The sequence below is a fragment of the Chryseobacterium sp. R2ACT005 genome (genome assembly GCF_049949215.1).
GTDB lineage: Bacteria > Bacteroidota > Bacteroidia > Flavobacteriales > Weeksellaceae > Chryseobacterium.
This window is the reverse complement of sequence record NZ_CP188192.1, coordinates 1,767,760-1,790,687: the sequence shown is the minus strand read 5'-3', so window position 1 is coordinate 1,790,687 and position 22,928 is coordinate 1,767,760. Positions and strand designations below refer to the sequence as shown.

Below are 22,928 nucleotides of genomic sequence, written 5' to 3'. Positions count from 1 at the left end.
ATTATAGGAATTTTATTTTAAAAGTATTTCAACATTGCAACGAAAACTATTTAGATTCCTTCGGAATGACATACTTTATAATTTTTATGAATATTTACTCTAGTTCTCTCTTCAAAAACTTCCCTGTCAAGCTCTTCTTAGACTTCACAATTTCTTCAGGAGTTCCCTGTGCTACAATCTGCCCTCCATATTTTCCTCCTTCTGGTCCTACGTCAATAATATGGTCTGCTAATTTGATTACATCCATATTATGTTCGATGATAATGAACGAGTTTCCAAGTTCTACCAATTGGTTGATAGCATCCATCAGTATTTTTACGTCTTCAAAATGTAGTCCTGTCGTTGGTTCATCAAGAATATAAAGGGTATTTCCGGTTTGTCTTTTTGACAGTTCGGTTGCTAACTTGATACGCTGGGCTTCTCCTCCGGAAAGCGTCGTTGATTGCTGTCCCAGGGTAATATATCCTAACCCAACGTCCTGTAATGTTTTTACTTTTGCAAAAATCTTAGGAATCGGCTGGAAGAAATCTACCGCTTCATCAATAGTCATATCCAGAACATCAGAGATGGATTTTCCTTTGTAACGAACTTCCAGGGTTTCTCTGTTGAAACGTTTTCCGTTACAGGTTTCACAATGAACGTATACATCCGGAAGGAAATTCATTTCGATCACTTTCAATCCTCCACCCTGACAGGTTTCACATCTTCCGCCTTTTACATTGAAAGAGAATCTTCCCGGCTTATACCCACGGATTTTACTTTCCGGAAGCTCAGCAAAAAGGTTTCTGATATCGGTAAACATTCCGGTATAGGTAGCAGGATTGGAGCGTGGCGTTCTTCCGATTGGTGTCTGATCTACGTCTACAATTTTATCAATATTCTCCAGCCCTTCAATCTTTTTGTAAGGTAAAGGCTCCTGAACTGCTCTGTAGAAATGTTTATTAAGGATTGGATATAAAGTACCATTAATCAAAGAAGATTTTCCACTTCCCGAGATTCCGGTTACTACTACCAGTTTTCCAAGAGGAACATCCAGAGTTACATTTTTAAGGTTGTTTCCTGTAGCTCCTTTTAAAACAATATTCTTACCGCTTCCCGCTCTTCTTTCTTCAGGAATTGCAATTTTTCTTTTTCCATTGATATATTGAGCAGTGATGGTATCTGCTTTCAACAAATCTTTTGGTTTTCCCTGCCAAAGGATTTCGCCACCGAATTTTCCGGCTCTTGGGCCAATATCCAATACCTCATCTGCTTCAAGAATCATGTCTTTATCGTGTTCTACCACCAATACAGAGTTCCCGATGTCTCTAAGGTTTTTCAGGGAATGAATCAATCTTTCATTATCTCTCTGGTGAAGCCCAATACTTGGTTCATCAAGAATATATAGGACATTCACCAATTGAGATCCGATCTGTGTTGCCAGACGGATTCTCTGTGATTCTCCTCCCGAAAGGGTTTTTGAACTTCTGCTCAAGCTTAAATAATCCAACCCTACATCCAGCAAAAACTGAAGTCTGGTTTCGATCTCTTTTAAAATCTCGTGAGCAATGATTTTATTTTTTTCTGAGAATTTATCTTTAACATCAGCTAACCAATCTTTTAAATCTGCTAAGCTTAATCCATTGACCTCAGCAATATTTTTTCCGTCAATTTTAAAACTTAAACTTGAAGGCTGAAGACGTGTCCCATGACATTCTGGACATGTTTCTTCTGTAGTGAAGTGTCTTTCCAGCAAAATGGCTTCATAAGATTCTCTTTCATCAATCATTTCCTCCATGAAAGCAATCAGCCCGTCAAAACCAATCTTAATCTTCTTGGTAATTCCCGCGTATTTAAGATCTTTATTAAATTCTTTATGACATCCGTTATAGATGTAATCCAGTGCTTCTTCAGGAATATCCTGCAAAGGTGTTGTTAATCCTAGTCCGAAAATCTCAAGAATATTTTTGATCTGTGAAAGAATCCATTTGTTTGATTTGATATCTTCCAATGGTAATAATCCTCCCTGATTGATTGATAGTTTTGGATTATCAATAAAATAATCGGTATTGATCTTTTTGATTGTTCCCAATCCTTTACAGTTCGGGCAGCTTCCTTTCGGAGAGTTGAATGAGAAAGTATTCGGTTCCGGCAAAGCCAAAGAATGTCCCGTTTCCGCATCCATCAGGTTTTTGGAAAAGTATTCAATGTCTTTACTTCCCAATTTCTGAATTCCGATAATTCCTTCTCCCATTTCCATCGCGGTACGCAATGATTTTTCCATTCTGCCTTCTGAGGCACTCTCCCCTATAATCCAACGGTCGATAACGATATCAATATCGTGGGTTTTATAACGGTCAAGCTTTAAATCGTATTCAATATCCTGCAATTCACCATCAATTCTTGCCTGTCCGTAGCCTTTTTTAGCCATCTGTACAAAAAGTTCATGATAGTGCCCTTTTCTGGAACGCACTACCGGCGCCAAAAGCATAATTTTCTCTTTTTTATAGTTTTCTTTGATGGTTTCCAGAATCTGATCTTCCGTATAGCTTACCAGCTTCTGCCCGGTAGACAAAGAGTATGCATCTGAAACTCTTGCATACAAAAGACGAAGAAAATCGTACAGCTCGGTAACAGTTCCTACAGTAGAACGAGGGTTTTTATTGGTTGTTTTCTGTTCGATGGCGATAACGGGTGAAAGTCCTTCTATTTTATCTACATCAGGACGTTCCAATCCACCCAGAAACTGACGTGCGTAGGCAGAGAATGTTTCGATATAACGGCGCTGGCCTTCTGCAAAAATGGTGTCAAAAGCCAATGAGGATTTTCCACTTCCGGAAAGGCCTGTAATAACGACCAATTCGTTGCGTGGAATTTTAACATTAATATTTTTAAGGTTGTGTTCACGTGCTCCGTAAACTTCTATATATTCTGTTGATTTGCTCATAATTCGGGGTGATTTTGCCTGAAAATCACAACGTGCAAAAATACGAAATTTTATAGACTTTTTTTGAATATAAAAGGTATAAAAATTTCATAAATTCATAGAGGTTTGTAAAGTAATGTTGCAGGGTGGTCATACAGGTTTTGGCTAAAGCCGGATGAATATATTTTTTTGTTAAACGGGCTAAAGCCCGCTTTTATTGAATATTGTGCCTCACGCTGATTTGGCTGATTCTGCAAATTTTTCAATTTAATGAAATAAAAAAATGCCATATCAACTACGGCATTTATATTTTAAAATGATTTTAATTTTATTTAAAGGTTACATATCCTGAAAATCAACATCTTCATTGTTTATTCTTACTACATATTCAATCCCGTCAATGGCTTTGGCAATGATCTGATTTCTGATAATATTGGCCATGTTCTCCCAATACGCTCTTCCGTAGAAAGAGTAGTTCTGCGGAATAATTTCTACCTCAACAGTTCTTACAAAACCTTCTTTGGGTTTATTGCTGATCATGGTTCCTCTTCTTACTCTCACTTCTCTTACCTCATCTTTCAGAATCATGCGGCAATAGTTTTTGACATCTTCCAAAGAAATAATTTTATCTCTTGTTGTAAGTGCATATTTATAGGCCTGAATACTGTCTGTTCCTTTCTGTTCTTCGGCACCACCTAATGTTTCGCTAAGCAATACAACAGTTTGTGACTTCAACTGATTGGAAAGTTCTGTTCCAGGGCGCATATGATTGGCCAAAGTACAATGGGTAACCCAGAAAGAAGCATAGGTATGGTCGGTTTTTTCTACCGGTTCCATGATAACATAATTCAGTTCCTGTCTGATATTCCTTTTGGCATTGTTTACTTTCTGCACCATGGTTTTCATTTTATCGGACATTTCACTGAGAACTCCTTTTACGTTGTCTCTGTTCAAAAGGGAAAATGCTGCAATTTCGTCTCTTGTCAATTCAAGAACATTAGCAATCATGTCAACTGCATTTCTGCTTGTGAAGCGTTCCATTCCTCCTTTTCTTACGGTATATAAACCTTTTTTAAGATCATCTGCCGGTGTAAAAGGGATTTCGGTGTACTTTCTTCCGTCACCGTCCTGTACCTCATCTACATAAAGGAAATGTTCTCCTTCATCGGTTACCAGAGGAATATTATTTCCCATGATATCAAGACTGTATTCTGTTTTTTTCCAGCCTCTGTTGTAGATTGGGAAAGCATTCAGTACAAACGAGAAGTTATCAAGGATTTCTGCTGAAAACTGCGGTGGAAATTCAAAGGTAAGCCACAAGAAACTTTTATTATCCAGAAACTTTGTAATTTCTTCCTTTCCTTCTAAGAAATCAAGATTCTGAGGAAGTTGTCCGGGTTCTGAGAACAAGCTTCGGGAAATTCCTGTTACTTCAATAAATTTATGGCGGTAAATGCTTTTAATATCGTCAATCACCTTATTTCTAATGGACTGCTCTTTGAACATCTGTTCGTAACCGTCAGTCTGGCTTTCTGCAAGATAGCTTAATCCTTCTCTTACGAATAAAGGGTTTCCATTGCTGGACACTGAAATGTACGGCAATAATTTATAGACAAAATCAAGGTGTTCAAAAGCCGGATTGGAACAGAATATACTTAGATATTTAGGAAAACTTTCACTGATATACTTGCTGACATCTACTCCTATTGTGATTTTTCTATAATCTTCGGGTCTTCCTTGGAACCTTGCAATAGGAATTTTATTAAATCTGTCATCTATGCTGTAGCAGGTATTTCCTACAAACATGATAGAGGTATGAACTTTATTGATTCTTACATTTCCTACCGGAGTAAAAGGGATATTCAGCTGTTTATCGGATTCTGACTTTACTGTGGAAGTCATCTGTTTACGGAAGAAAAACTCCGTGTGTTCCAATAAAACTTCCGATGAATCATAAGGCTGTGTAAAAGCCACGGAATGCGCCGGGATAGGATGTGTATAGATGGACGGTGTCAGCAGTTTTGCAAGCTTTTCCAATATACGGGCATTCACCGTCTGTATTTCATTATTCGCTTTAAAAACTTCTGTACTGAATGCATCTATCAACAGTTTTACAAAAGGATCTAAAGACTGCGGGCTTCTGAGTCCCCAAACTTTAGTTGCATTCTGAAGCATTCTTGCTTTTACAGATTCTTTGGAATAAATATTCTGATCTAAATTCATAATTTTCTTTCGCTGTTAAAAATATTAATCAATAGACATCGGGCTTAGAAACAATTCGGTTGAAAAACTGAAACGTTCTCCTGTTTCCTCCATTTTTGCATTGATGGCAATTCTTACTTTCTTTTTAATTTCGGTGTGTTCTTTAGTATCGTAGCTGTGCTCTACAAATTGTATATGGGCATCGATCTGCGGGCTTACAATTCTTGGTTCATATTCCTGGATTTGTCTTCTTAAGCTTTTCACAAAAACGTTTTCCCAGATGGCACTTGTTACTCCGTTATCGAATTCAAGATTCCAAACATCGTTTCCATAGTTTTCGTCATATCTGTTCTCCCCTTTTTTGGTGGTGATCAGCAGCATAATATTGTGAGCAATACTTTCTCCCATATCGCAGGTATCGATACTTCCGCCTTCGGTCATTAAAGTAGACGGTACGAAAGGCATTCTGTAATTTGGTGTATCCATAACTTATAGTTTTTACTTCATGGTTCCGCTTATTTAAAAACGGAATACCAAAGTACGCATTTTCACCAAATAATTGTTACAATACATTAAAATATTATTCAAAAGAAGGGCCTTCAAACTGAATTGAAAGCCCTTAATCTATAATATATTTATTTTATTTAAGCATCCGCCTTTTTTCGATTGATAAAATAATATACCGGAAGTCCCAGCAATACCAATACAAAGCCCGGCCACGTATATTGCTGTTTGTAAATTAACAGTAAAATACAGAAACATGTTCCTATGATAAGGTAAATAACAGGGGTCACCGGATAAAGCCATGTTTTATAAGGTCTTTCCAAGTCTGGCTGTTTCATTCTTAAGTAAATAACTCCAAAAACCGTAATCATATAGAACAGAACGATCACGAAAGAGATCATATCCAATAAATTCCCGTACTGTCCGCTCAGACACAAAATAGAAGCCCAGACTCCCTGCATCCATAAAGCATTTTCCGGAACTTCATTTTTATTATTTCTTACCGCTGACTTAAAAAACATTCCGTCTTTTGCCATGGTCTGAAAAACTCTCGCTCCTGCCAGAATCAATCCGTTATTACATCCAAATGTAGAGATCATTACCAATAAAGCAATGATGATAGTTCCTGCACTTCCAAAAATATTCTGTGAAGCCGCTACCGCCACCCTGTCGTTGGCCGCAAATGCAATTCCGTCTCTGTCTAATGCATTTAAGTATACATAGTTTACTGCAATATAAAGAATCATTACAGCAGAAGTCCCATAAATCATCGACTTTACAACGTTCTTTTTAGGGTTTTCAATCTCACCGGAAACAAAAGTTACACTTTCCCAGGCAACAGAGCTGAAAACAGAACCTACCATTGCGGCGGCAATTCCTCCCAGCAAAGTCATTCCTCCAATTGGTTCCCAGCCTTCTTTAATGAAATTACCACTCAAATCTTTTTTAAGATTACTAAAAGAATCTGTTCCCCAGCTGAAGTTTTCTGATAGGTGAGAAATATCTACCAATATAAAACCGGCAGCTATCAAGCCCAATAATGCAATGATTTTGGAACCTGTAAAGATGTTCTGAAGGATTTTACCACTCTCTACCCCTCTGGTATTGATATAAGTAAGCAAAACAATAACTGCAATCGCCAGAATCTGTATCCAGGTGATTTTGAATTCACCACTTTGAAAAATTGGGGCAGCATCATTAAGTGAAGGGATCAGATAGGCTGTAAATTTACCAAAAGCCATTGCTACGGCAGCAATCGTTCCGGTTTGTATTACGGTAAACAATCCCCAGCCATAAAGGAATCCCATCCTTTTACCGAAAATCTCTTTCAGGTAGGTATATTGTCCGCCGGCTTTCGGAAACAGTGCAGAAAGCTCTCCATAGCTTATTGCCGCTGCCACGGTCATCACTCCTGTGATAACCCATACCACAATCAGCCAAAAACCTGATCCCAGGTTTCGCGTCATATCAGCACTTACAATAAAGATTCCGCTTCCAATCATAGAACCCATCACCAGCATAATGGCGTCCCATAGTTTCAGTTTTTTTTGCATAGTCAAGTATAGGGGTCAAATATAATCAAATCTGTCTTTCATTTTGAATTTTATTGAAAAATCCTGGAAACAGCTGTTTTTTATCATTTTTAAATCGGTTATGATTCAATATTAATTAGTATTTTTGGGAAAAATATTAAAAATGAAATTTAAAGCTATATTATTTGCAGCCGCTGTAAGTGTTTCTACTTTAGCATTTGCACAGGAATCCGGTCCACCGGCAGGAAAAGCTTTGGTAGGTGATACTTATGGAGGCCAGGTAACTTCATCTGCCGAATCTAAAGCAATCACAGTAGATAATCTGAATAAACAGCTTAAAAAAGACAACAAAAAAGTTGAAAATGTAGCTGTTAAGGGAAAAGTAACTGATGTTTGTGATAAAAAAGGATGCTGGCTTACGATTCAGACGGAGGACAATTCTAAGTTTTTTGTAAAAATGAAAGACTATGCTTTCTTTGTACCTACCGCTTTAAAAGGTAAAAATGTAGTATTGGAAGGTAATGCAGAAAGAAAAGTAACTTCTGTGAACGAGCAGAAACATTATGCAGAAGATGCTAAGAAGCCACAAGCTGAAATTGATGCAATTACACAGCCAAAAGAAGAGATCAGATTTGTAGCCAATGGAATTAAAGTTGTGAACTAAGCTTTAATCATTGAATAAAAATCTTAATTCTAAAAATTTCTAAGGTTTAGTTTGGCTAAAGCCGGATGAATATTTATGAAACTAAAATGGGCTAAAGCCCATTCCTATTGAATATCAAAAAAAGCAAAATCGGCTGTCCTGCGGGACAGCCGATTTTTTAATCTTCAATTTTAAAATCCACCACGGAATCCAGTTTCGGATATTTAGCAGCAGAAATAAATTTCTTTCCGGTACAGTCTATTTCCAGCCAGCCTTTTCTTTTCTTTACATCTCCGGCCTCCATCACAAAAGGAATAAAAGAGATATCATCCTTCCCTTCTTCTTTGATCTCCCTATATTGAACCGCTATATCCAGAATACAGACGTGTTCTGTGTTCAGTTTTACATTTCTATAAATAATATCATAATGGGTTTCCTGATTTTCAGGAATTTCAAGGTAAGTTTCCCAACCTGTAGTATCGGAGTTCAGTTCGCTTATTGCCTTCAATGCATAATAAAGAGCAATAGTATAATATTTTCTCGTTCCTTTTCTGGTGTAATCATCTACAAAGTGTCCACCTTCAAATAAGATAGTAGGCATTCCGGCTTTGATAAAATTATCTCCTGTGGAAGTAGGATAAAATTCGTCAGAATATCTTCCGATCTGGTTCGGGATCATTTCCTTCAAATGGTTATATATATTTCCGATCACTGCCATACATTTTTTTCTGTTTTCAGTAACCGTACGTTCTACATTTTCGGAAGGAGCCAAAAAGGAAAGCGTAGCAGGATGAATACCGTCAGTAGTAAAGATCGTTCTCTGCTCATGAAGGTTTAATGCATAATCATATTTCTTTGAAGCTGCTGCATTTTTCAGAAACTTAATCTCTTTACTGGCTTCATTATGAAAATCTCTGTTCAGATCAATATCGGCTGCATTTAGTCTCGTCCATCTTTCAGAGCCGTCCGGATTTAGCATGAATATAAAATCAAGCTTTATTTTACTGAACAAATCCTCTTTCATTTCAGGTGCCTTATCAAGAGTTACTAAAAGGTCCAGCATGGCATGAGTCGCGTTGGATTCATTTCCGTGCATTTGTGACCAGGCCAATACCTGAATCTTTCCGGTTCCTATAGTTAGCTGGTAAATAGGCTTATCTAAATAGGATGTTCCGATCTCCTGAATATAATCGCTGAGATTGGTCTGTAGATAAGAAAATAATTTTTCAGGGGAAATATAGCGATTTGAGAAATCGGGGGTCTGAGAATAGATCTGTTCAAAATTCATCTTGAGAAATAATTTACAAGAATCAAATTTAACCATTTTTAGGCAAAAACTTAAATTAACATTTGTGACTATCGTCAAAATACAATGATTTACATTTGTTTCATAGTTTAAAAATAATTTACAAAATTTAAACCTTGGTAGCATTTGGTTAAAAAAACAAGTTAACAACTGTAACATTGTTAAACAGTATCAGATGACATATTGTCTGTTGATAAAATTGTGGATTGCGAATAATTTAATTCATTATATTTAAAATACACAAAACCAATATGTTATATATTTTATCTAAACTATATTAGTAACACCACTTGAAGTGTAAAAAAGACTGATTTAGCTCAATTGATGGTTATTTTATTAAACGTAAAAATTGTGGAAAACTTTGTTGTCTACCCTATTATACAAATGTAAAATGATCAGAAAAACAGAAATCTTCCTGAAAATTTTAGTTAAGTTTATATTTTTAGGAATAATTTAGCAGACAATAAAAATAGTGTTTAGCATGAGTACCATTTTCCTCCAATAAAGAGTTATCTCGACTGAATTCAGGATATTTACATCCGTAATTTACTACTGTAATACATATAAAATAGCTATTATACCGCCTAAAACAGATGTTTATCAGTACTTGGATGTCAGATAAGAGAATTTAGTAGATTAACCATGTAAACAGTAAATAAGAAGTCATTTAGGGGCTCAAATACCCTCTGAAAATGCCCTAATTTACATTTATAAACTAATATTTAGGGTAAATAGTGGAACAATATTGTGTCTGAATGGATACAGAAGAGTTGCTATAGGAGAGAATTATAATTATTAAATACAATTGTAATTTAACTATAATATATTGATTTAAAATGCTTTATTATTAGATTACATTTGTATACAAATAATAATGCCAATTATTTACATTTGTATTTTGCATTTGTAAATTATATGAGTTACATTTGTAAAATAATTAAAGGCTTATTTTTATGAGTTTAAATGAAAGAATTTCCAAAATTATAGAGTATTCCAATCTTACTCCTTCTGAGTTTGCTGATGAGATTGATGTACAGCGTTCATCCATTTCGCATATCACATCAGGAAGAAACAAACCGTCTCTTGAATTTATCATAAAAATAAAATCCCGTTTCCCGGAGCTTCTGTGGGATTGGCTGGTTACCGGTGAAGGAGAGATGCTGAAATCCCAGCTGCCTGAAACGGAAATTCCTGAGGAATATACTGAAGAGGAAAAAATAAAAACAACGCCTCTCCCCGACTTGTTTACCATGATGAACGATGATGATGAATTCGGGAGTGCTGAAACTGAAATGGAATCTCCAAAATCAAGCCCTGGAGAATCGTTTATACCGACCCAAGATAAAGCTCCAGAAAAAATATCAGATTCTCAGCGATTAGAAAATCCAGGAGATCAACTGTTAGGGCAAATAATTGGTAATCAGACTCATAAGATAAAGCGTATTGTTTTGTTCTATGAAAACGGAAAATTTGAAAGTTTTGAGCCTTAAAAAATAAAAAACCTGATCAAAGAAAATGATCAGGTTAAAAAATATTTGAAGAAGAAAACTAAAGCTATTGCTTTATTTTGTTTTTTAAATTGAATAGGATATCCAGCTGATGAAATTTTTATCTCATGATGACCATCTATCCCATAATATGCTTTTTATAATTTCGGCTATTTATAAGAGTGTTAAGGTGTCTATCTATTTGGAAAAATTCTGTCACAGGCAGTATCCTAAAGGGTAAATGAAAATATTTTCATACATTGGTTTTTTATGGCTCTATCAAATATAAATATTTAAAGTTAAATCAACAATAAAAATCGTATTATTTTAACATATGATTAATGTAAATAATAATTGTATTGATTATTGTTAATTTCGTTTTACAATCTAAAGTCTGCTTCTTCAGAAATAATGGAGCTTCTGTATTGAAGTTGATTGCAATAAAAAGGCCCGCAAATCTGCAGGCCTGTTAGGTATAGTAAGAACAATATTGTTATTTCTTTCTTCTTTCCAGTTCTTTTTTGATAAGTCCCAGCTCTCTTCCGGTTTGTCCGGCTACAGAAGTGTTTTCTCTGGCTCTTCTTGTAAGATATGGCACAACATCCTTTACAGGTCCATATGGAAGATATTTAGCCACATTATAGCCTTTATCAGACAAATAGAACGTAATATTATCGCTCATTCCGTAAAGCTGCCCAAAATAAACGTGTGGATTGTCAGTATCCAAAGATTTTGCTTTCATTTTATCCATAATCAGCTCTGAAGAGATTTCGTTATGGGTTCCAAAGAAGGCAGAAACTTTATCCAGATGGTTCATCACAAAGTCGATTCCTGCATTGTAGTTTTTATCTGAAGCATCTTTACTTGGCTGGATAGGATCTGCATATCCTTTCTCTGCTGCTCTGGCTCTTTCTTTTTCCATATAAGCACCACGAACAATTTTGTAACCGATGAAGTAGTTTTTCTCTCTTGCTCTTTGAAGATTGGCTTCCATATATTCCAGTCTTCCTGTTCTGTACATCTGAATGGTATTCCAAACGATAGGTTTTTGCTGGTTATATTTCTCCATCATTTCTTCACAAAGATGGTCTGCCGCATCCTGCATCCAGGTTTCTTCAGCATCTACCATTACTTTTTTATCATTCTCGTGACAAAGACTGCATACTTCATCAAATCTTTTTACCACTCTTGCCCATTCTTCTTTCTGGCTGGTAGTAAGCTCCGCTCCTTTTCCAACGGCTTCATAAAGATCAATTCTTCCGAAAGCAGTAGGTTTGAATACAATAAAAGGAATGGCCGGATTTCCCACTGAGAATCTAACAATATCTTTAATTTCTTTGCAAACCGCATCAAAAGTTTCTTCATCTTCTTTACCTTCAATAGAATAATCGAAAATACTTCCAACGCCTCTTTTAAACAGCTGTTTCACAGCCTTCATACTTTCTTCACGGGTTTCACCGCCACAGAATTGCTCAAATAAGGTATTTTTTACAATTCCGTTAACGAAAGGAAAATTGTTGTGTACTGTAAAATTCAGAACAGAAGTTCCAAGGCTTGTAAGAGCGGGCTGTTCAATCATTTTAAACATCCAGTAAGCCTTTCTCAATTGTGCATCAGACTTGTCTGCAAATGCAACTTTAGTATCATTAAAAATGGGCATTCCTATTTATTAAATTTAGTTATGCAAAGGTAATAATAACCTCAGTTTATTTAAAGATTTTTTTTATAATTTATGCTCTATTCCGTTTAAAAGCATTGCAATAATTCCTACGAAAACCCAGAATCGTAATATATTCAATGTAAAGAAGTTACTTCTCCGGGAATCATTGATAAGAAGATAAATACATACTATCATGATAAAAAGCCCTCCGGCAAAATAATAGGCCATGAATCCTGTAATACCGGTTTTGGTAATGAGTTTCATAGAAACTGCCATGGTAACCATGAGTAAAGAAGTCAGGATCAATTTTGTATTTCTGCTTTTAAAATAATTAGGAATTGTGGTATATCCAAACGTTTTGTCTACACTTCTGGTAAGGGTATCTTTCACTATATCAATGCACAGCAAAATAAGAAAAAGAAAAACAGCCATCAGAAATACCTTTTTTGAAAAGGTTTCGTAGTACACCATCATTCCAAAGAATGGATACAAAGTAAGACTGACGAAAGTAAGGTTGTTTACAATAAGTATTCTGCTCAATTTGTGGCTGTAAAACCACATAAAGAACTGATAAATCACAAAAAAAACAAAGACATTATGGGAAATCATCCAGGCTACTCCCAAAGAGATAGCACTGAGTGCGAGATAAGCGTATAAAAAATATTTCTGCTTGATAAAACTCTGAACTCTGGTTCTGAAAGGTTTTACGACGTGGTCTTTCTCCAGATCATAGAACTGATTGATGATGCCACCGGCGAGAATAGTAAGAACGGTACAGAAAATAATACCATGTACTTTGAAATCAAAGACGAATTTTCTGAAAGATTCATCCTGATTAAACAGGAAAAAAGTGGAAACATAGAGGGCAAATGTGAGCAGAGCTGCTACAAAAAACCGTGCTCCGAGCAGAAAGCCCACAAATTGTGAAAATCTGTACAGTAAAGATTTTGATATATAATTTTTAGATTGGAAAGTTTCTTTTTCAGAATTCATTCCAACCTGTTTAAAATCTGTAAATCACTTCTTTTTGGAAGCCTTCAAGCATTTTTTCTGCTTTTGCATAGTCTTTGGTAAATCCTAAGATATAGCCGCCTCCACCGCTTCCGCAGAGTTTAAGATAATAAGCGTTAGAATCCAGACCTTTTTTCCAGATATTAAAAATACTTTCAGGAATCATAGGGCGGAAATGTTCATAGGCCCAGTGAGAAAGTTTTTTCAGGTTTCTGAAGAAAGGATTCATATCTTTTTTAAGGAAAGATTCAATACATGCGTTGTTATAACGGATAAATTCTTCTTTCAGGGTTTTACGGAAACCTTCTGTTTTCATTTTTTCAAAGAAAATCTGAATCATAGGACCTGTTTCCCCTGTTATCCCGGAATCGATCAGGAAAATAGCCCCTTTTCCTTCTTCTCCTTCGGGAATATTTACCCTGTCTAAATTTTCTTTATTTTCGATAAGGATTGGAAGATTCATGTAACAGATCAAAGGATCCATTCCCGAACTTTTCCCATGGAAATAACTTTCCATTTCACCGAAAACAGCTTTTAATTTTTTAAGATTATTTTTTGAAATGTTCTCTGGATTCAGCTTACTGATTGAATATTTTTCAAAAATAGCTGCTACCAAAGCTCCCGAACTTCCAACTCCGTATCCTTGAGGAATATTGGAATCAAAGAAAAGTCCGTTAGAAATATCATTTTTGAAACTCCCGATATCCAACTTAAAATCGTCAGAAAGATCAAGTGCTGTAAGATATTCAGAATATTTCTGCAGATGTCTGTTGGAATTAAGTTCAAATTCAGAACTCAGATCTGAAAATTTCAAAGTTCCTTTATAGAAGCTGTAAGGTACTACAAGCCCCTGGGAATCTTCAATCATTCCATATTCTCCAAACAGGATTATTTTTGCATAAAATAGAGGGTTGGTCATATTGACAATAAATCTTTTTGCAAAGTTAAAAATTATTCCGCTGAATATAAGCAAAACTCAGGCCGAATTTTTTCTATATTAAAGATAATAAAAAAGCCTGATATTATCAGGCTTTTGCAAAGATATATTTAAAAATTACTGTTTGATGAGCTTCTTATTAACTGTCTGCTTCTCTGTTTCTACGGTAATCACATAATTTCCTGTCTGAATTGAGGAAAGATTTATTTCCTGTTTATTACCTTTCAAGGAAGAATCAGAAGCGACCAATCTTCCTGCTTCATCATAAATTTTATACCCTTTTAATCTTTCTTTTGAAGAGAGGGTTATCATATTTTTGGCAGGATTCGGATAAATATCTATTGAATTATTTTTGGTGGTGATATCTTCTACTGCTAAGACACCGCAAGAGAAATTCACCTTCCAGCCATTTCCTGTAACTCCTCCATCTGAAACAAATCTTACGGTTATAGCACCTGAAGGATCTGTTGATGTAAAAGGACCGGGAACTGTGCTTCCACTCAGATTATTTCCATTGGCGAATAATGGTGAAGCTGTAGAAGAGCCATTATACACATACATAAAATCATAGCCCTGTTCAAGATCGAATGTCGTAAATGTCATTGTCATAGATGAGCCGGGAGTAGGATAAAATGTTTTTACAAGGTCTTCATTATCTCCATACTGACCTGTGGAACCGCCTGTATCTAAAAACTGAGTTCCATCACACCATGCTCCATCAGTCAGAAAAAGCTTTGATAGCTGGAAGGCATTAGGCCCGCTGCAATCTGTTCCTACACTTAGTCTATAATAAGATGCCGGCTGAAGGTTTGTAAAATTAAAAGACTGTGTACTGGCATTTCCGGAAGATACTGCCGTTCCGCTACCTGTCGCCAGTTTATATTTCCATGATGTTGAAGCAGCATCTGTAAAAGTGGCATTTGCAGAAGTCTGCGTGATATTGTTAATGTTAAAATTTGTGATGGATGTAGGACAAGACGCTGTGCAGTTCGTACCCAGACATCCTTTTGAATCTACCGTATTTTTGATCAGTGTTCCTGGCTGTATCCCAAAGCCATTTGCAAAATTAATTCCTACACTGCTTACCAAATGACAGTAACTCATAATAGTACCACCGCCTGCAGGAGGAAGAGCTGCAGTACATCCTTCGTTATTTCCTGAAGCAGGTCCGCACCCGTCAATAGCTGTATTATTACCATTCCAGAAACAAGCGTGAGTATGTGGTGAACCTAAATTATGCCCAAGCTCATGTGTCATAGCTTCTATATTCCATGAATAAGTGGGTACATTTTGATAATTAAAATTCATACCACAATAAGAATATCTGTAATCGGTACACAATGAATTTACATATGCGATACTTGTTGTAGCAGGATTTCTTAATAATTGTGCCAGATCGCCATTAAAAGAGGTTCTGGTGGTTCTAAACTGGTTCAGAATTGCACTTGGTGAGCCTGAATAAGGATCGGTGGTTGTCCAAACAAAAACTTCACTTAAAGCTACATTAACATTCTCATTGGCGTACAATGTTGTAACATTATTGTGCATAGCAGTCACCCAATTGGTTGTAGTAGTCGTATTGCTTCCATTTTGGGTATAAGGACCAAAGCCTGCTTCGTAGTAAATTCTTACGCAATTATCCGTTTTTTTATTATGGGTATTGTTAGGGTTAAAAACAGGTCTTTGGGTCTGATTTTCTTTTAGTCCGTCTACCTCACAGGCAAATGGATTGGGGCCTGTTAACTTAGAATCTGAATAGTTTACAAAATCTTCAGAATTTTTAGCTTTTCCAAGTACTATATTTCCTAATTCGGGAGTAGAAGCAACTCCTACGATATCGTTATTAAAAAAGCTAAAAGCTACAATAGAGGCATTATCTCCTTTTACAATTCCCTGATAATAAACGCCTGGAGTATACTCTACTACTTTTCCTTTTTCTGTTACAACTTTAAAATCGTTGGTTAAGATCTGATGTCTGTACATTTCAACAGTGATCTGTTTCCCACCATCAAAAGGAAAAGATATTTCAAGAAAATCAGGTTTTTCTCTGATTAATCTTTTCAATTCTGCTGGCTTCAAAGACATAACAGTAATATCTGTTGCTGCCCTTTTGTATTCAGCCAGTTTATCAGGATTTTTATTGATCTCAAACAGATCATAACTTTTAAGGTCTATTTTTCCATTACGATATTCCGATACTTTTTGAGAAATTGGTTTTAATTTCTGAGAAAAAACAAAAATAAAACATCCCAAAAAATAAATTAATAGAATTTTTTTCATGATTTAATAATTTATATTTTAACAAATAAACAAAAAAAATCAACATATAGTGAAAAATAGCTACTACATTCTAATATTTGTAGCAACTCTATAAATAAATTAAACCAAATAACTAAATGAATGTTTTTTATTCGTTAAAATAAAAAAAGACGTTAAAAATAACGTCTTTTAATTTTTATAAAGTTTCTCTGTCGGTTCTCATTTTGACCTTCAGGAATCTGATTAAAACTAATCCTGCCGCAAAGAATATGGTCATTGATAATGCTGCGATACGCATATTATTGAAATGCTCAATTAATGTTGCAAAGATGAATGTCCCGATGATGATCGCAATTTTCTCCAATACGTCATAGAAACTGAAGTAGGTTGTGTTTTCCATCGAGTTTTCAGGAAGCAGCTTTGAATAGGTAGATCTGGACATCGCCTGAAGGCCACCCATCACCAATCCTACCACTGCAGCTACCCCATAAAACTGGTATTCTACTGTTGGATTTTCTTTGTTCAGGAAATAAGCCCAAAGACAAGCAACGATCCATAGGATGATGGCAATTGAAATAACGTTTTTGTTCCCGATTTTCTTAGATAACCTTGAGAAAATAACAGCTCCAATGATCGCTTCAATCTGGATTACCAAAAGGGTTCCGATCAGTTTATCCTGAGCAAGGTTGATCTCACTTTTCCCAAACAGGGTTGCCATAAGGAAAATCGTCTGCATTCCTACACTGTAAAAGAAGAAACTCGACAGAAAGAATTTAAGATTTTTGTCTTTGAAAAGTTCTCCTCCTACTTTAAACAGTTCATGGAAACTTTCCTTTGCAATATCTTTATAGAAGCTAAGGTTATCTTTAAATACTTCAAAGAAACCTCCCTGTTCTTCATGTTTCTTGAAGATATTCTTATAATTCAGTAATACAAGATCTTTAGGAAGCTTATCTTTCACATCCCCAAACTGAGGAAGGTGTTTGAATGTATATTGAGAGAACCCAAACCACCATGCTCCCGTTAACAGGAAACTGATTCTTGTAAATAATAACTGCTGAGCCGCTCCTTTTGCAAAAACCTGAATAAGAATCAAGCAGAGTACGACTAAAACTACAGAGCCAATATATCCGTAGACATATCCTCTTGCAGAAAGCGCATCCTGCCTGTCCGGTGTGGCAATATCCGGAAGAAAGGAGTTGTAAAACACCAAACTTCCCCAGAAGCCGACACTGGCCGTAATACTGAAGAGAAGTCCCAGAAATACGTTGTGCATCCCTGTAAACATGGCTAATCCCATACATGATGTTGCTCCCAGATAGCAGAAAAACTGCAGGAAAGATTTTTTGTTTCCGATAGTATCTGCTAATGAAGATAAAAATGGAGACAACAATACTACAATAAAGAATGATATGGTAAGTGAATATCCATACACAGCATCTGGCTGATATCCTTCTCCAAAAATTTTGATCGTATGCCTTACGGGAACATCAATCCATGTTTTGGTTTCTGCTATATATTCCTTTTTCTCGTACGCTGTGGTAAGGATAGAGTAATAAATAGGGAAAATAGTAGAGGTAATAACCAGGGAATACACGGAGTTTGCCCAGTCATATACAGCCCAGGCTTTCATAATCTTCGGATTATTCTTTATGTTTTTAGGCTGTCGATTCTCAGTTTCAGACATTTCAAATATATATTAGTAGCACAAAAATAGAAAAACCATTAAGAAATGGATAAGTTTTTAAAAAAATTATCAATTCCTTAATGGTAATATATTCGTAAACAGAATATTAGATATTTTCAATCACGATAGCAGAAGCACCTCCACCACCGTTGCAGATTGCTGCGGCACCGTATTTTGCATTATTTTGCTTCAATACGTTAATCAAAGTAACGATGATTCTTGAACCAGAACTTCCCAGTGGATGTCCCAGTGCTACAGCACCACCGTTTACGTTTACTTTAGCAGCATCTAAACCTAAGATTTTGTTGTTGGCCAATCCCACTACTGAAAAAGCTTCATTGAATTCGAAGAAATCGATATCAGAAACTTCTAATCCTGCTTTTTTAAGAGCGATAGGTAACGCTTTTGCCGGAGCCGTTGTAAAGTTTTCAGGCTCATGCGCTGCATCAGCATAAGAAACGATTTTTGCAAGAGGCTTCAATCCCAGTTCTTCCATTTTTTCTTTTGAAACAAGGATCAATGCAGAGGCACCGTCATTCAAAGTAGATGCATTAGCTGCAGTTACTGTTCCTTCTTCTTTTTTAAATACGGTAGGAAGAGTTGAAATTCTGTCGAAGTTTACTGCTTTGTATTCTTCATCTTCAGCAAAGATTACAGGCTCTCCTTTTCTCTGAGGAATAGAAACCGGTACAATTTCTTCACTGAACTTCCCTTCGCTCCAAGCTTTAGCAGATCTTTTATAAGATTCTACAGCGAAGTTATCCTGATCTTCTCTTGTGATATTATAATCTACTGCACATTTTTCTGCACATACTCCCATATGTACTTTGTTGTATACGTCTGTAAGACCGTCAAGCACCATTCCATCAAGCATTTTGATATCGCCTAATTTTGTAGCCACTCTTGCATTGTAATAATGAGGAACTAAAGACATATTCTCCATACCTCCTGCAACAATTACTTCTGCATCACCAGCTTTGATCGCCTGAGCAGCCATTGTCACAGCCTTCATTCCTGAAGCACATACTTTATTAACTGTAGTAGAAGGTGTATTGATTGAAAGACCTGCTCCTAAAGCTACCTGACGAGCCGGCGCCTGGCCTTCTCCTGCCTGAAGAACATTTCCCATATAGATTTCCTGAACAGCATTAGGATCTAAACCGATTTTATCTAATGCTCCTTTTACGGCAGTTGCTCCCAGTTTTGTAGCCGGAACTGTTGACAAGCTTCCCATAAAACTCCCCATAGGTGTTCTTACTGCGGAAACGATGAATACTTCTTTCATGTATATAATTTTTATTTTTAACGAAACGGAACAAGAGTTCCGTTGTATAGGTTGAATTTATTTTACTTTTACATAGACCACATCAAACTGAGATCCTTCAATTTTAGTATTAACTTTCAGAAGGTTATCCTGAGTTGCTAAAATTTTATTATTGAAGACATCTCCTATCTGTATGGGATTGTTTTTATCGGATTTCTCCATAATGATTGCTTTGTAATTGCAGTCATCCACAAAAACCAATGTTGATTTGATATAGTCTTTTCCATTATTGAAATATTCAGTCTGAACATTATCTTTAATGGTCATATGCCATATTCCTTCCGGGTAATTGGGTCTTACAAATTTACCTTCTTTTATATTGGCACATTTAGCCGGATTATCCGGTTTTTTCTGATTTGCTGTCTGCGCGTTAGCCTGTGTGGCTGCTACCAACAAAATTCCAGCGGAAAATATTTTTAAGAAGTTCATTTTTATAGTTGTGTGCGATTATTTACTTTTTTGTTTCCTCCTGCAAAAGCCAAAAGGAAAGCTCCTAAAAATTCTACAGCCCAGCCCCATTTCAGTTTAACAATTCCGGCAAAAGTTTCCTGCCAGGATTTGAATGGTAAAAAGCTAAAATATTGCAAAGACTGCATCTTCACAGCGAATAAGGTAAATGCAAATAAAAGGATAAGCAGAATACCAAAAAACCTTACGATTTTCACGCTGTTATTGACAATTCCAAAAACGGCACATGCAGCCAATATCCAGCATGCGATCGCCAGATAATGATCAAGCTTCCAATAGTTCCAGTTCCCAATGACAGGCACATGTACCAAGGGTAAAAAACTGCCTATTACGACTAACAGTAATCCTAATAACTGAATATTTTTCATATTTACTAAAGTGCCAAAATACAAAAAAAAACACACTTTTAAACAGTGTGTTTTAAAAATAGGATTTCATTACCCGAACGCTTGTTAGTTATAAAAAAGCTTTAATATTTTTATTCATTACGCAAAGAAACAGATTATTTATTATCAAATTAAAAATTAACATTTGCGATCTCTATCCCGATCTGAAGTCCATATTTTTTCTTCAGCAAAGCATTGTCATTAAAAGCGGGTGTAAAGTCTTTCTGCACAAACAGATTGAATCCGGCATAACTGATTCCCAATTTTCCTCCGAAAACAATATCGTTGACTCCATGCATCACTTTTTCTCTTTCAACAATTCTATCGGAAAATTCATTGGAATACTTGGAATAATTCACACTCCCTATTTTAATGCCCCCATAAACACCCAGAATAATGCACAGCTGATTCTTATTATTATCCAGGTATTTAACCCCTTCATAGTCTTTATATTTTGGATTTAAAACAAATTTCAGATCTGCAGGAACGGTTATATATGTATTATAAAGCATACTTTTTTTAAGGGTTCCGCGGTCAAAATCACCAACGAATAAGTTATATTTATCCTGTTTGAATGCCTGCCCATATTTGGGTGTAAGCTGGTCTGATCGTACTCCCAATCCGAAACGATAGAAAAAAGGGCTGGTGTAACTTCCGATCTGGTTACCGTACCATAATGTCAGCTGCCAGGAGTTGATAACACTGTTTTTAATATCAGAGTTCTTACTGTAAAAATCAAAAGGCTTGTTCTTTGAAGTTAATCCTGCTCCGCCCATACTCACGGAAAGTTCTAAGGTTTCGAGATAATTTTTCGGGTTGTTCTTCTTTTTCTTCTCGTTGAGTTTCATATTAAATCCATTGAGTCCCAGCCAAAGTTGATTTTTTCCATTTTTTACAGAATCTTCAGATTTAAAAACAGCGTCTTTAACGAGTTCTTTGGTTGCCATTTCAAGATCCTGCTTTTGGGAATCTATTTTCTCATTAATAATCTGCTCATATTTTGAAGCGATTGCTGTACGTTGTTTTTGCTTTTCATCGGTGGTGATTTTCTTTTCTTTAAAGCTCTTATCAATCTGATCCAGTTCTACATTCATTTTGCCTTTTTCAGACATCACTATGCTGTCAATCTTTTTTGAATAGACGGTCAGGTTATTCTCCGGAGTTTCCTGGCCAAATCCATAGCTAAAAGCTATTACAGCAGCCATCAATAGTAACTTTGGTTTCATATTTTATTAATTTTTAGACAATATTTGATTGCTGTCCCTGTTCCGGGGCAGTTTCTGTAATACAAAAGATGATTGTTTATTTGCTTTCCAGTGAGTCTGTGTAGACTGTTACTCCAAATATCTTAAGAGAATTGGGACTTTTCACCTTAATTTTGGTCATATCAAGCGCTCCGAATTTTCTGATATCCGTTCTGTTCTCTTCCCGTTTTTTCTGGAACTCTCTTCCCTGCAGGAGCTCATCAGCATTGATATATTCAGTTTTTTTATTCTCTACAAGTACAGGTTTATCTGCTATAGGAATTATATTTTTATCCAATACCGGGGCTTTGATCTCATAATCAGCAACTATAACCTGCTCTTCTTTACCCATACTTAATCCTTCTTTCTGCAGAGTTTCTTTCTGTTGATACCCTTTAGGAATATCTGGAATTACTTTCAATTTCTCTTGGCTGGTATTGTTTTCTGTTATAATGTTCTGAGCAGCATCTATTTTCTGACCCGTTAAAGGCGTCTTTATATCCTTTTTTGGCAGTTCTGTATGAACGATTGGATTGTCTGTATTAGCAGGATGATTTCTATTAAAATAAAGCAATACTCCTACAGAAACCAACAGAACTAATACAGCAGCGTATTTCCACCACTGAAAAGCCTTTTTAAAGCTTATATCAGCACTTTCCTCTTCTCTCTGGTCTATTTGCTCTATCCTGCCCCAAAGATCTGCAGAAGGCTTTATTTCAAGCTTTTCGTAATCAGATTTTAACTGTTTCAGTATTTCTTTTTTCATTTTCTTTTGCTTTTAAAAATTCAGCAAGCCATTTTTTTGCTTTGCTCAACTGGCTTTTGCTTGTTCCTTCAGAGATATTAAGAATTTCAGCAATTTCACTGTGTTTTTTATCCTCAAAGACGTAGAGATTAAAAATCAATCTATATCCTATTGGCATCTGGGAAAATATTTCTTCAATATTTATTTCTTCCGGATATTCTTCATCAAAGGTTTCACTATAATCATCGGCAATTTCCACATCTGCGTAGAGAATATTTTTATTCTTCCGGATGAAGGTAATAGAATCATTAACAATAATTTTTCTAAGCCAGAACGGGAAACTTTTCCAGTCTCTGCATTCATCTATTCTGGTAAAGCATTTCATCAAAGCATTCAGGAGGATGTCTTCCGCATCATGAAGGTTATTGACATAAGAATTTGCAATGGCCAGCATTTTAGGAGCAAACATCTCGTAAAGAGCTTTCTGCCCTCTCCGGTCTTGTTTTTTAGCCAATAAAAAATTCTCTTCGAGATTCTTCATGTTTCAGTTTCTATCTATAAGACGGTCTATTAAAAAAAAGGTTGCCTGAAAATAAAAAAAAATTGCATTTTTTTTCAAAAATGCAAT

18 protein-coding genes are annotated in these 22,928 nt (G+C 35.9%); 2 read left to right on the top strand and 16 right to left on the bottom strand.

From position 1 onward, the window contains the following. Positions 1-94 precede the first annotated feature (94 nt). The 4 genes from uvrA to ACPF63_RS08230 all read right to left on the bottom strand — a co-directional run bounded on the left by uvrA (position 95) and on the right by ACPF63_RS08230 (position 7,164). Positions 95-2,926: an excinuclease ABC subunit UvrA gene (gene uvrA / locus ACPF63_RS08245; protein ID WP_219072772.1), complete on the bottom strand. Its 2,832-nt coding sequence runs from the start codon at positions 2,924-2,926 to the stop codon at positions 95-97. A 318-nt stretch (positions 2,927-3,244) separates the two neighbouring features. Further along, positions 3,245-5,128, bottom strand: a complete 1,884-nt coding sequence (locus ACPF63_RS08240; RefSeq protein WP_077417012.1) for a type VI secretion system baseplate subunit TssF — start codon at positions 5,126-5,128, stop codon at positions 3,245-3,247. Positions 5,129-5,152: 24 nt separating this feature from the next. After that, positions 5,153-5,593, bottom strand: a complete 441-nt coding sequence (locus tag ACPF63_RS08235; RefSeq protein WP_047374475.1) for a GPW/gp25 family protein — start codon at positions 5,591-5,593, stop codon at positions 5,153-5,155. Between the two features lie 158 nt (positions 5,594-5,751). Continuing rightward, complete coding sequence (locus ACPF63_RS08230) at positions 5,752-7,164, bottom strand: APC family permease (RefSeq protein ID WP_077417010.1); 1,413 nt, start codon at positions 7,162-7,164, stop codon at positions 5,752-5,754. A gap of 142 nt (positions 7,165-7,306) precedes the next feature. Between ACPF63_RS08230 and ACPF63_RS08225 the strand changes: the two genes are divergently transcribed. After that, positions 7,307-7,807 carry a DUF4920 domain-containing protein gene (locus ACPF63_RS08225; protein WP_077417008.1) on the top strand — a complete coding sequence of 167 codons (501 nt, stop codon included), beginning with the start codon at positions 7,307-7,309 and terminating at the stop codon, positions 7,805-7,807. Positions 7,808-7,964: 157 nt separating this feature from the next. Here the strand turns inward: ACPF63_RS08225 and ACPF63_RS08220 are convergent, their stop codons facing one another. Further along, on the bottom strand, positions 7,965-9,074 hold the full coding sequence (locus ACPF63_RS08220; protein ID WP_426482645.1) for a M14 family zinc carboxypeptidase: 1,110 nt from the start codon (positions 9,072-9,074) through the stop codon (positions 7,965-7,967). A 971-nt stretch (positions 9,075-10,045) separates the two neighbouring features. On the opposite strand from ACPF63_RS08220, the gene ACPF63_RS08215 reads away from it, so the two are divergent. Continuing rightward, the gene (locus ACPF63_RS08215; RefSeq protein WP_426482644.1) at positions 10,046-10,582 is read left to right on the top strand and encodes a helix-turn-helix transcriptional regulator; all 537 of its coding nucleotides are present in this window, start codon (positions 10,046-10,048) and stop codon (positions 10,580-10,582) included. Between the two features lie 490 nt (positions 10,583-11,072). Here ACPF63_RS08215 and ACPF63_RS08210 read toward each other — a convergent pair whose 3' ends face one another. The 11 genes from ACPF63_RS08210 to ACPF63_RS08160 form a co-directional block, all read right to left on the bottom strand. Further along, the gene (locus tag ACPF63_RS08210; protein ID WP_077417002.1) at positions 11,073-12,239 is read right to left on the bottom strand and encodes a proline dehydrogenase family protein; all 1,167 of its coding nucleotides are present in this window, start codon (positions 12,237-12,239) and stop codon (positions 11,073-11,075) included. A gap of 63 nt (positions 12,240-12,302) precedes the next feature. Continuing rightward, positions 12,303-13,232: a UbiA family prenyltransferase gene (locus ACPF63_RS08205; protein ID WP_077417001.1), complete on the bottom strand. Its 930-nt coding sequence runs from the start codon at positions 13,230-13,232 to the stop codon at positions 12,303-12,305. Between the two features lie 10 nt (positions 13,233-13,242). Then, positions 13,243-14,169: a mevalonate kinase family protein gene (locus tag ACPF63_RS08200; protein WP_047385257.1), complete on the bottom strand. Its 927-nt coding sequence runs from the start codon at positions 14,167-14,169 to the stop codon at positions 13,243-13,245. A 135-nt stretch (positions 14,170-14,304) separates the two neighbouring features. Next, positions 14,305-16,467 (bottom strand): M12 family metallo-peptidase, encoded by a 2,163-nt coding sequence (locus tag ACPF63_RS08195; protein WP_426482643.1) that lies wholly within the window; start codon positions 16,465-16,467, stop codon positions 14,305-14,307. Positions 16,468-16,642: 175 nt separating this feature from the next. Next, entirely contained in the window at positions 16,643-18,133 is a 1,491-nt protein-coding gene (locus tag ACPF63_RS08190; RefSeq protein WP_077416995.1) for an MFS transporter, read from the bottom strand. Positions 18,134-18,239: 106 nt separating this feature from the next. Further along, positions 18,240-19,418, bottom strand: coding sequence for an acetyl-CoA C-acyltransferase (locus ACPF63_RS08185; protein WP_426482642.1), 1,179 nt, complete (start codon positions 19,416-19,418; stop codon positions 18,240-18,242). 57 nt (positions 19,419-19,475) lie between these two features. After that, a complete protein-coding gene (locus ACPF63_RS08180; protein WP_426482641.1) occupies positions 19,476-19,886 on the bottom strand; it encodes a hypothetical protein in 411 nt (136 codons plus the stop codon). A 2-nt stretch (positions 19,887-19,888) separates the two neighbouring features. Next, the gene (locus ACPF63_RS08175) at positions 19,889-20,293 is read right to left on the bottom strand and encodes a hypothetical protein (protein ID WP_426482640.1); all 405 of its coding nucleotides are present in this window, start codon (positions 20,291-20,293) and stop codon (positions 19,889-19,891) included. A 149-nt stretch (positions 20,294-20,442) separates the two neighbouring features. Continuing rightward, the gene (locus tag ACPF63_RS08170; RefSeq protein WP_426482639.1) at positions 20,443-21,537 is read right to left on the bottom strand and encodes a hypothetical protein; all 1,095 of its coding nucleotides are present in this window, start codon (positions 21,535-21,537) and stop codon (positions 20,443-20,445) included. A gap of 76 nt (positions 21,538-21,613) precedes the next feature. After that, positions 21,614-22,321 (bottom strand): hypothetical protein, encoded by a 708-nt coding sequence (locus ACPF63_RS08165; protein WP_426482638.1) that lies wholly within the window; start codon positions 22,319-22,321, stop codon positions 21,614-21,616. After that, positions 22,287-22,841 (bottom strand): RNA polymerase sigma factor, encoded by a 555-nt coding sequence (locus ACPF63_RS08160; protein ID WP_219072777.1) that lies wholly within the window; start codon positions 22,839-22,841, stop codon positions 22,287-22,289. Before ACPF63_RS08160 ends, ACPF63_RS08165 begins: the two co-directional genes overlap by 35 nt. Positions 22,842-22,928 lie beyond the last annotated feature (87 nt).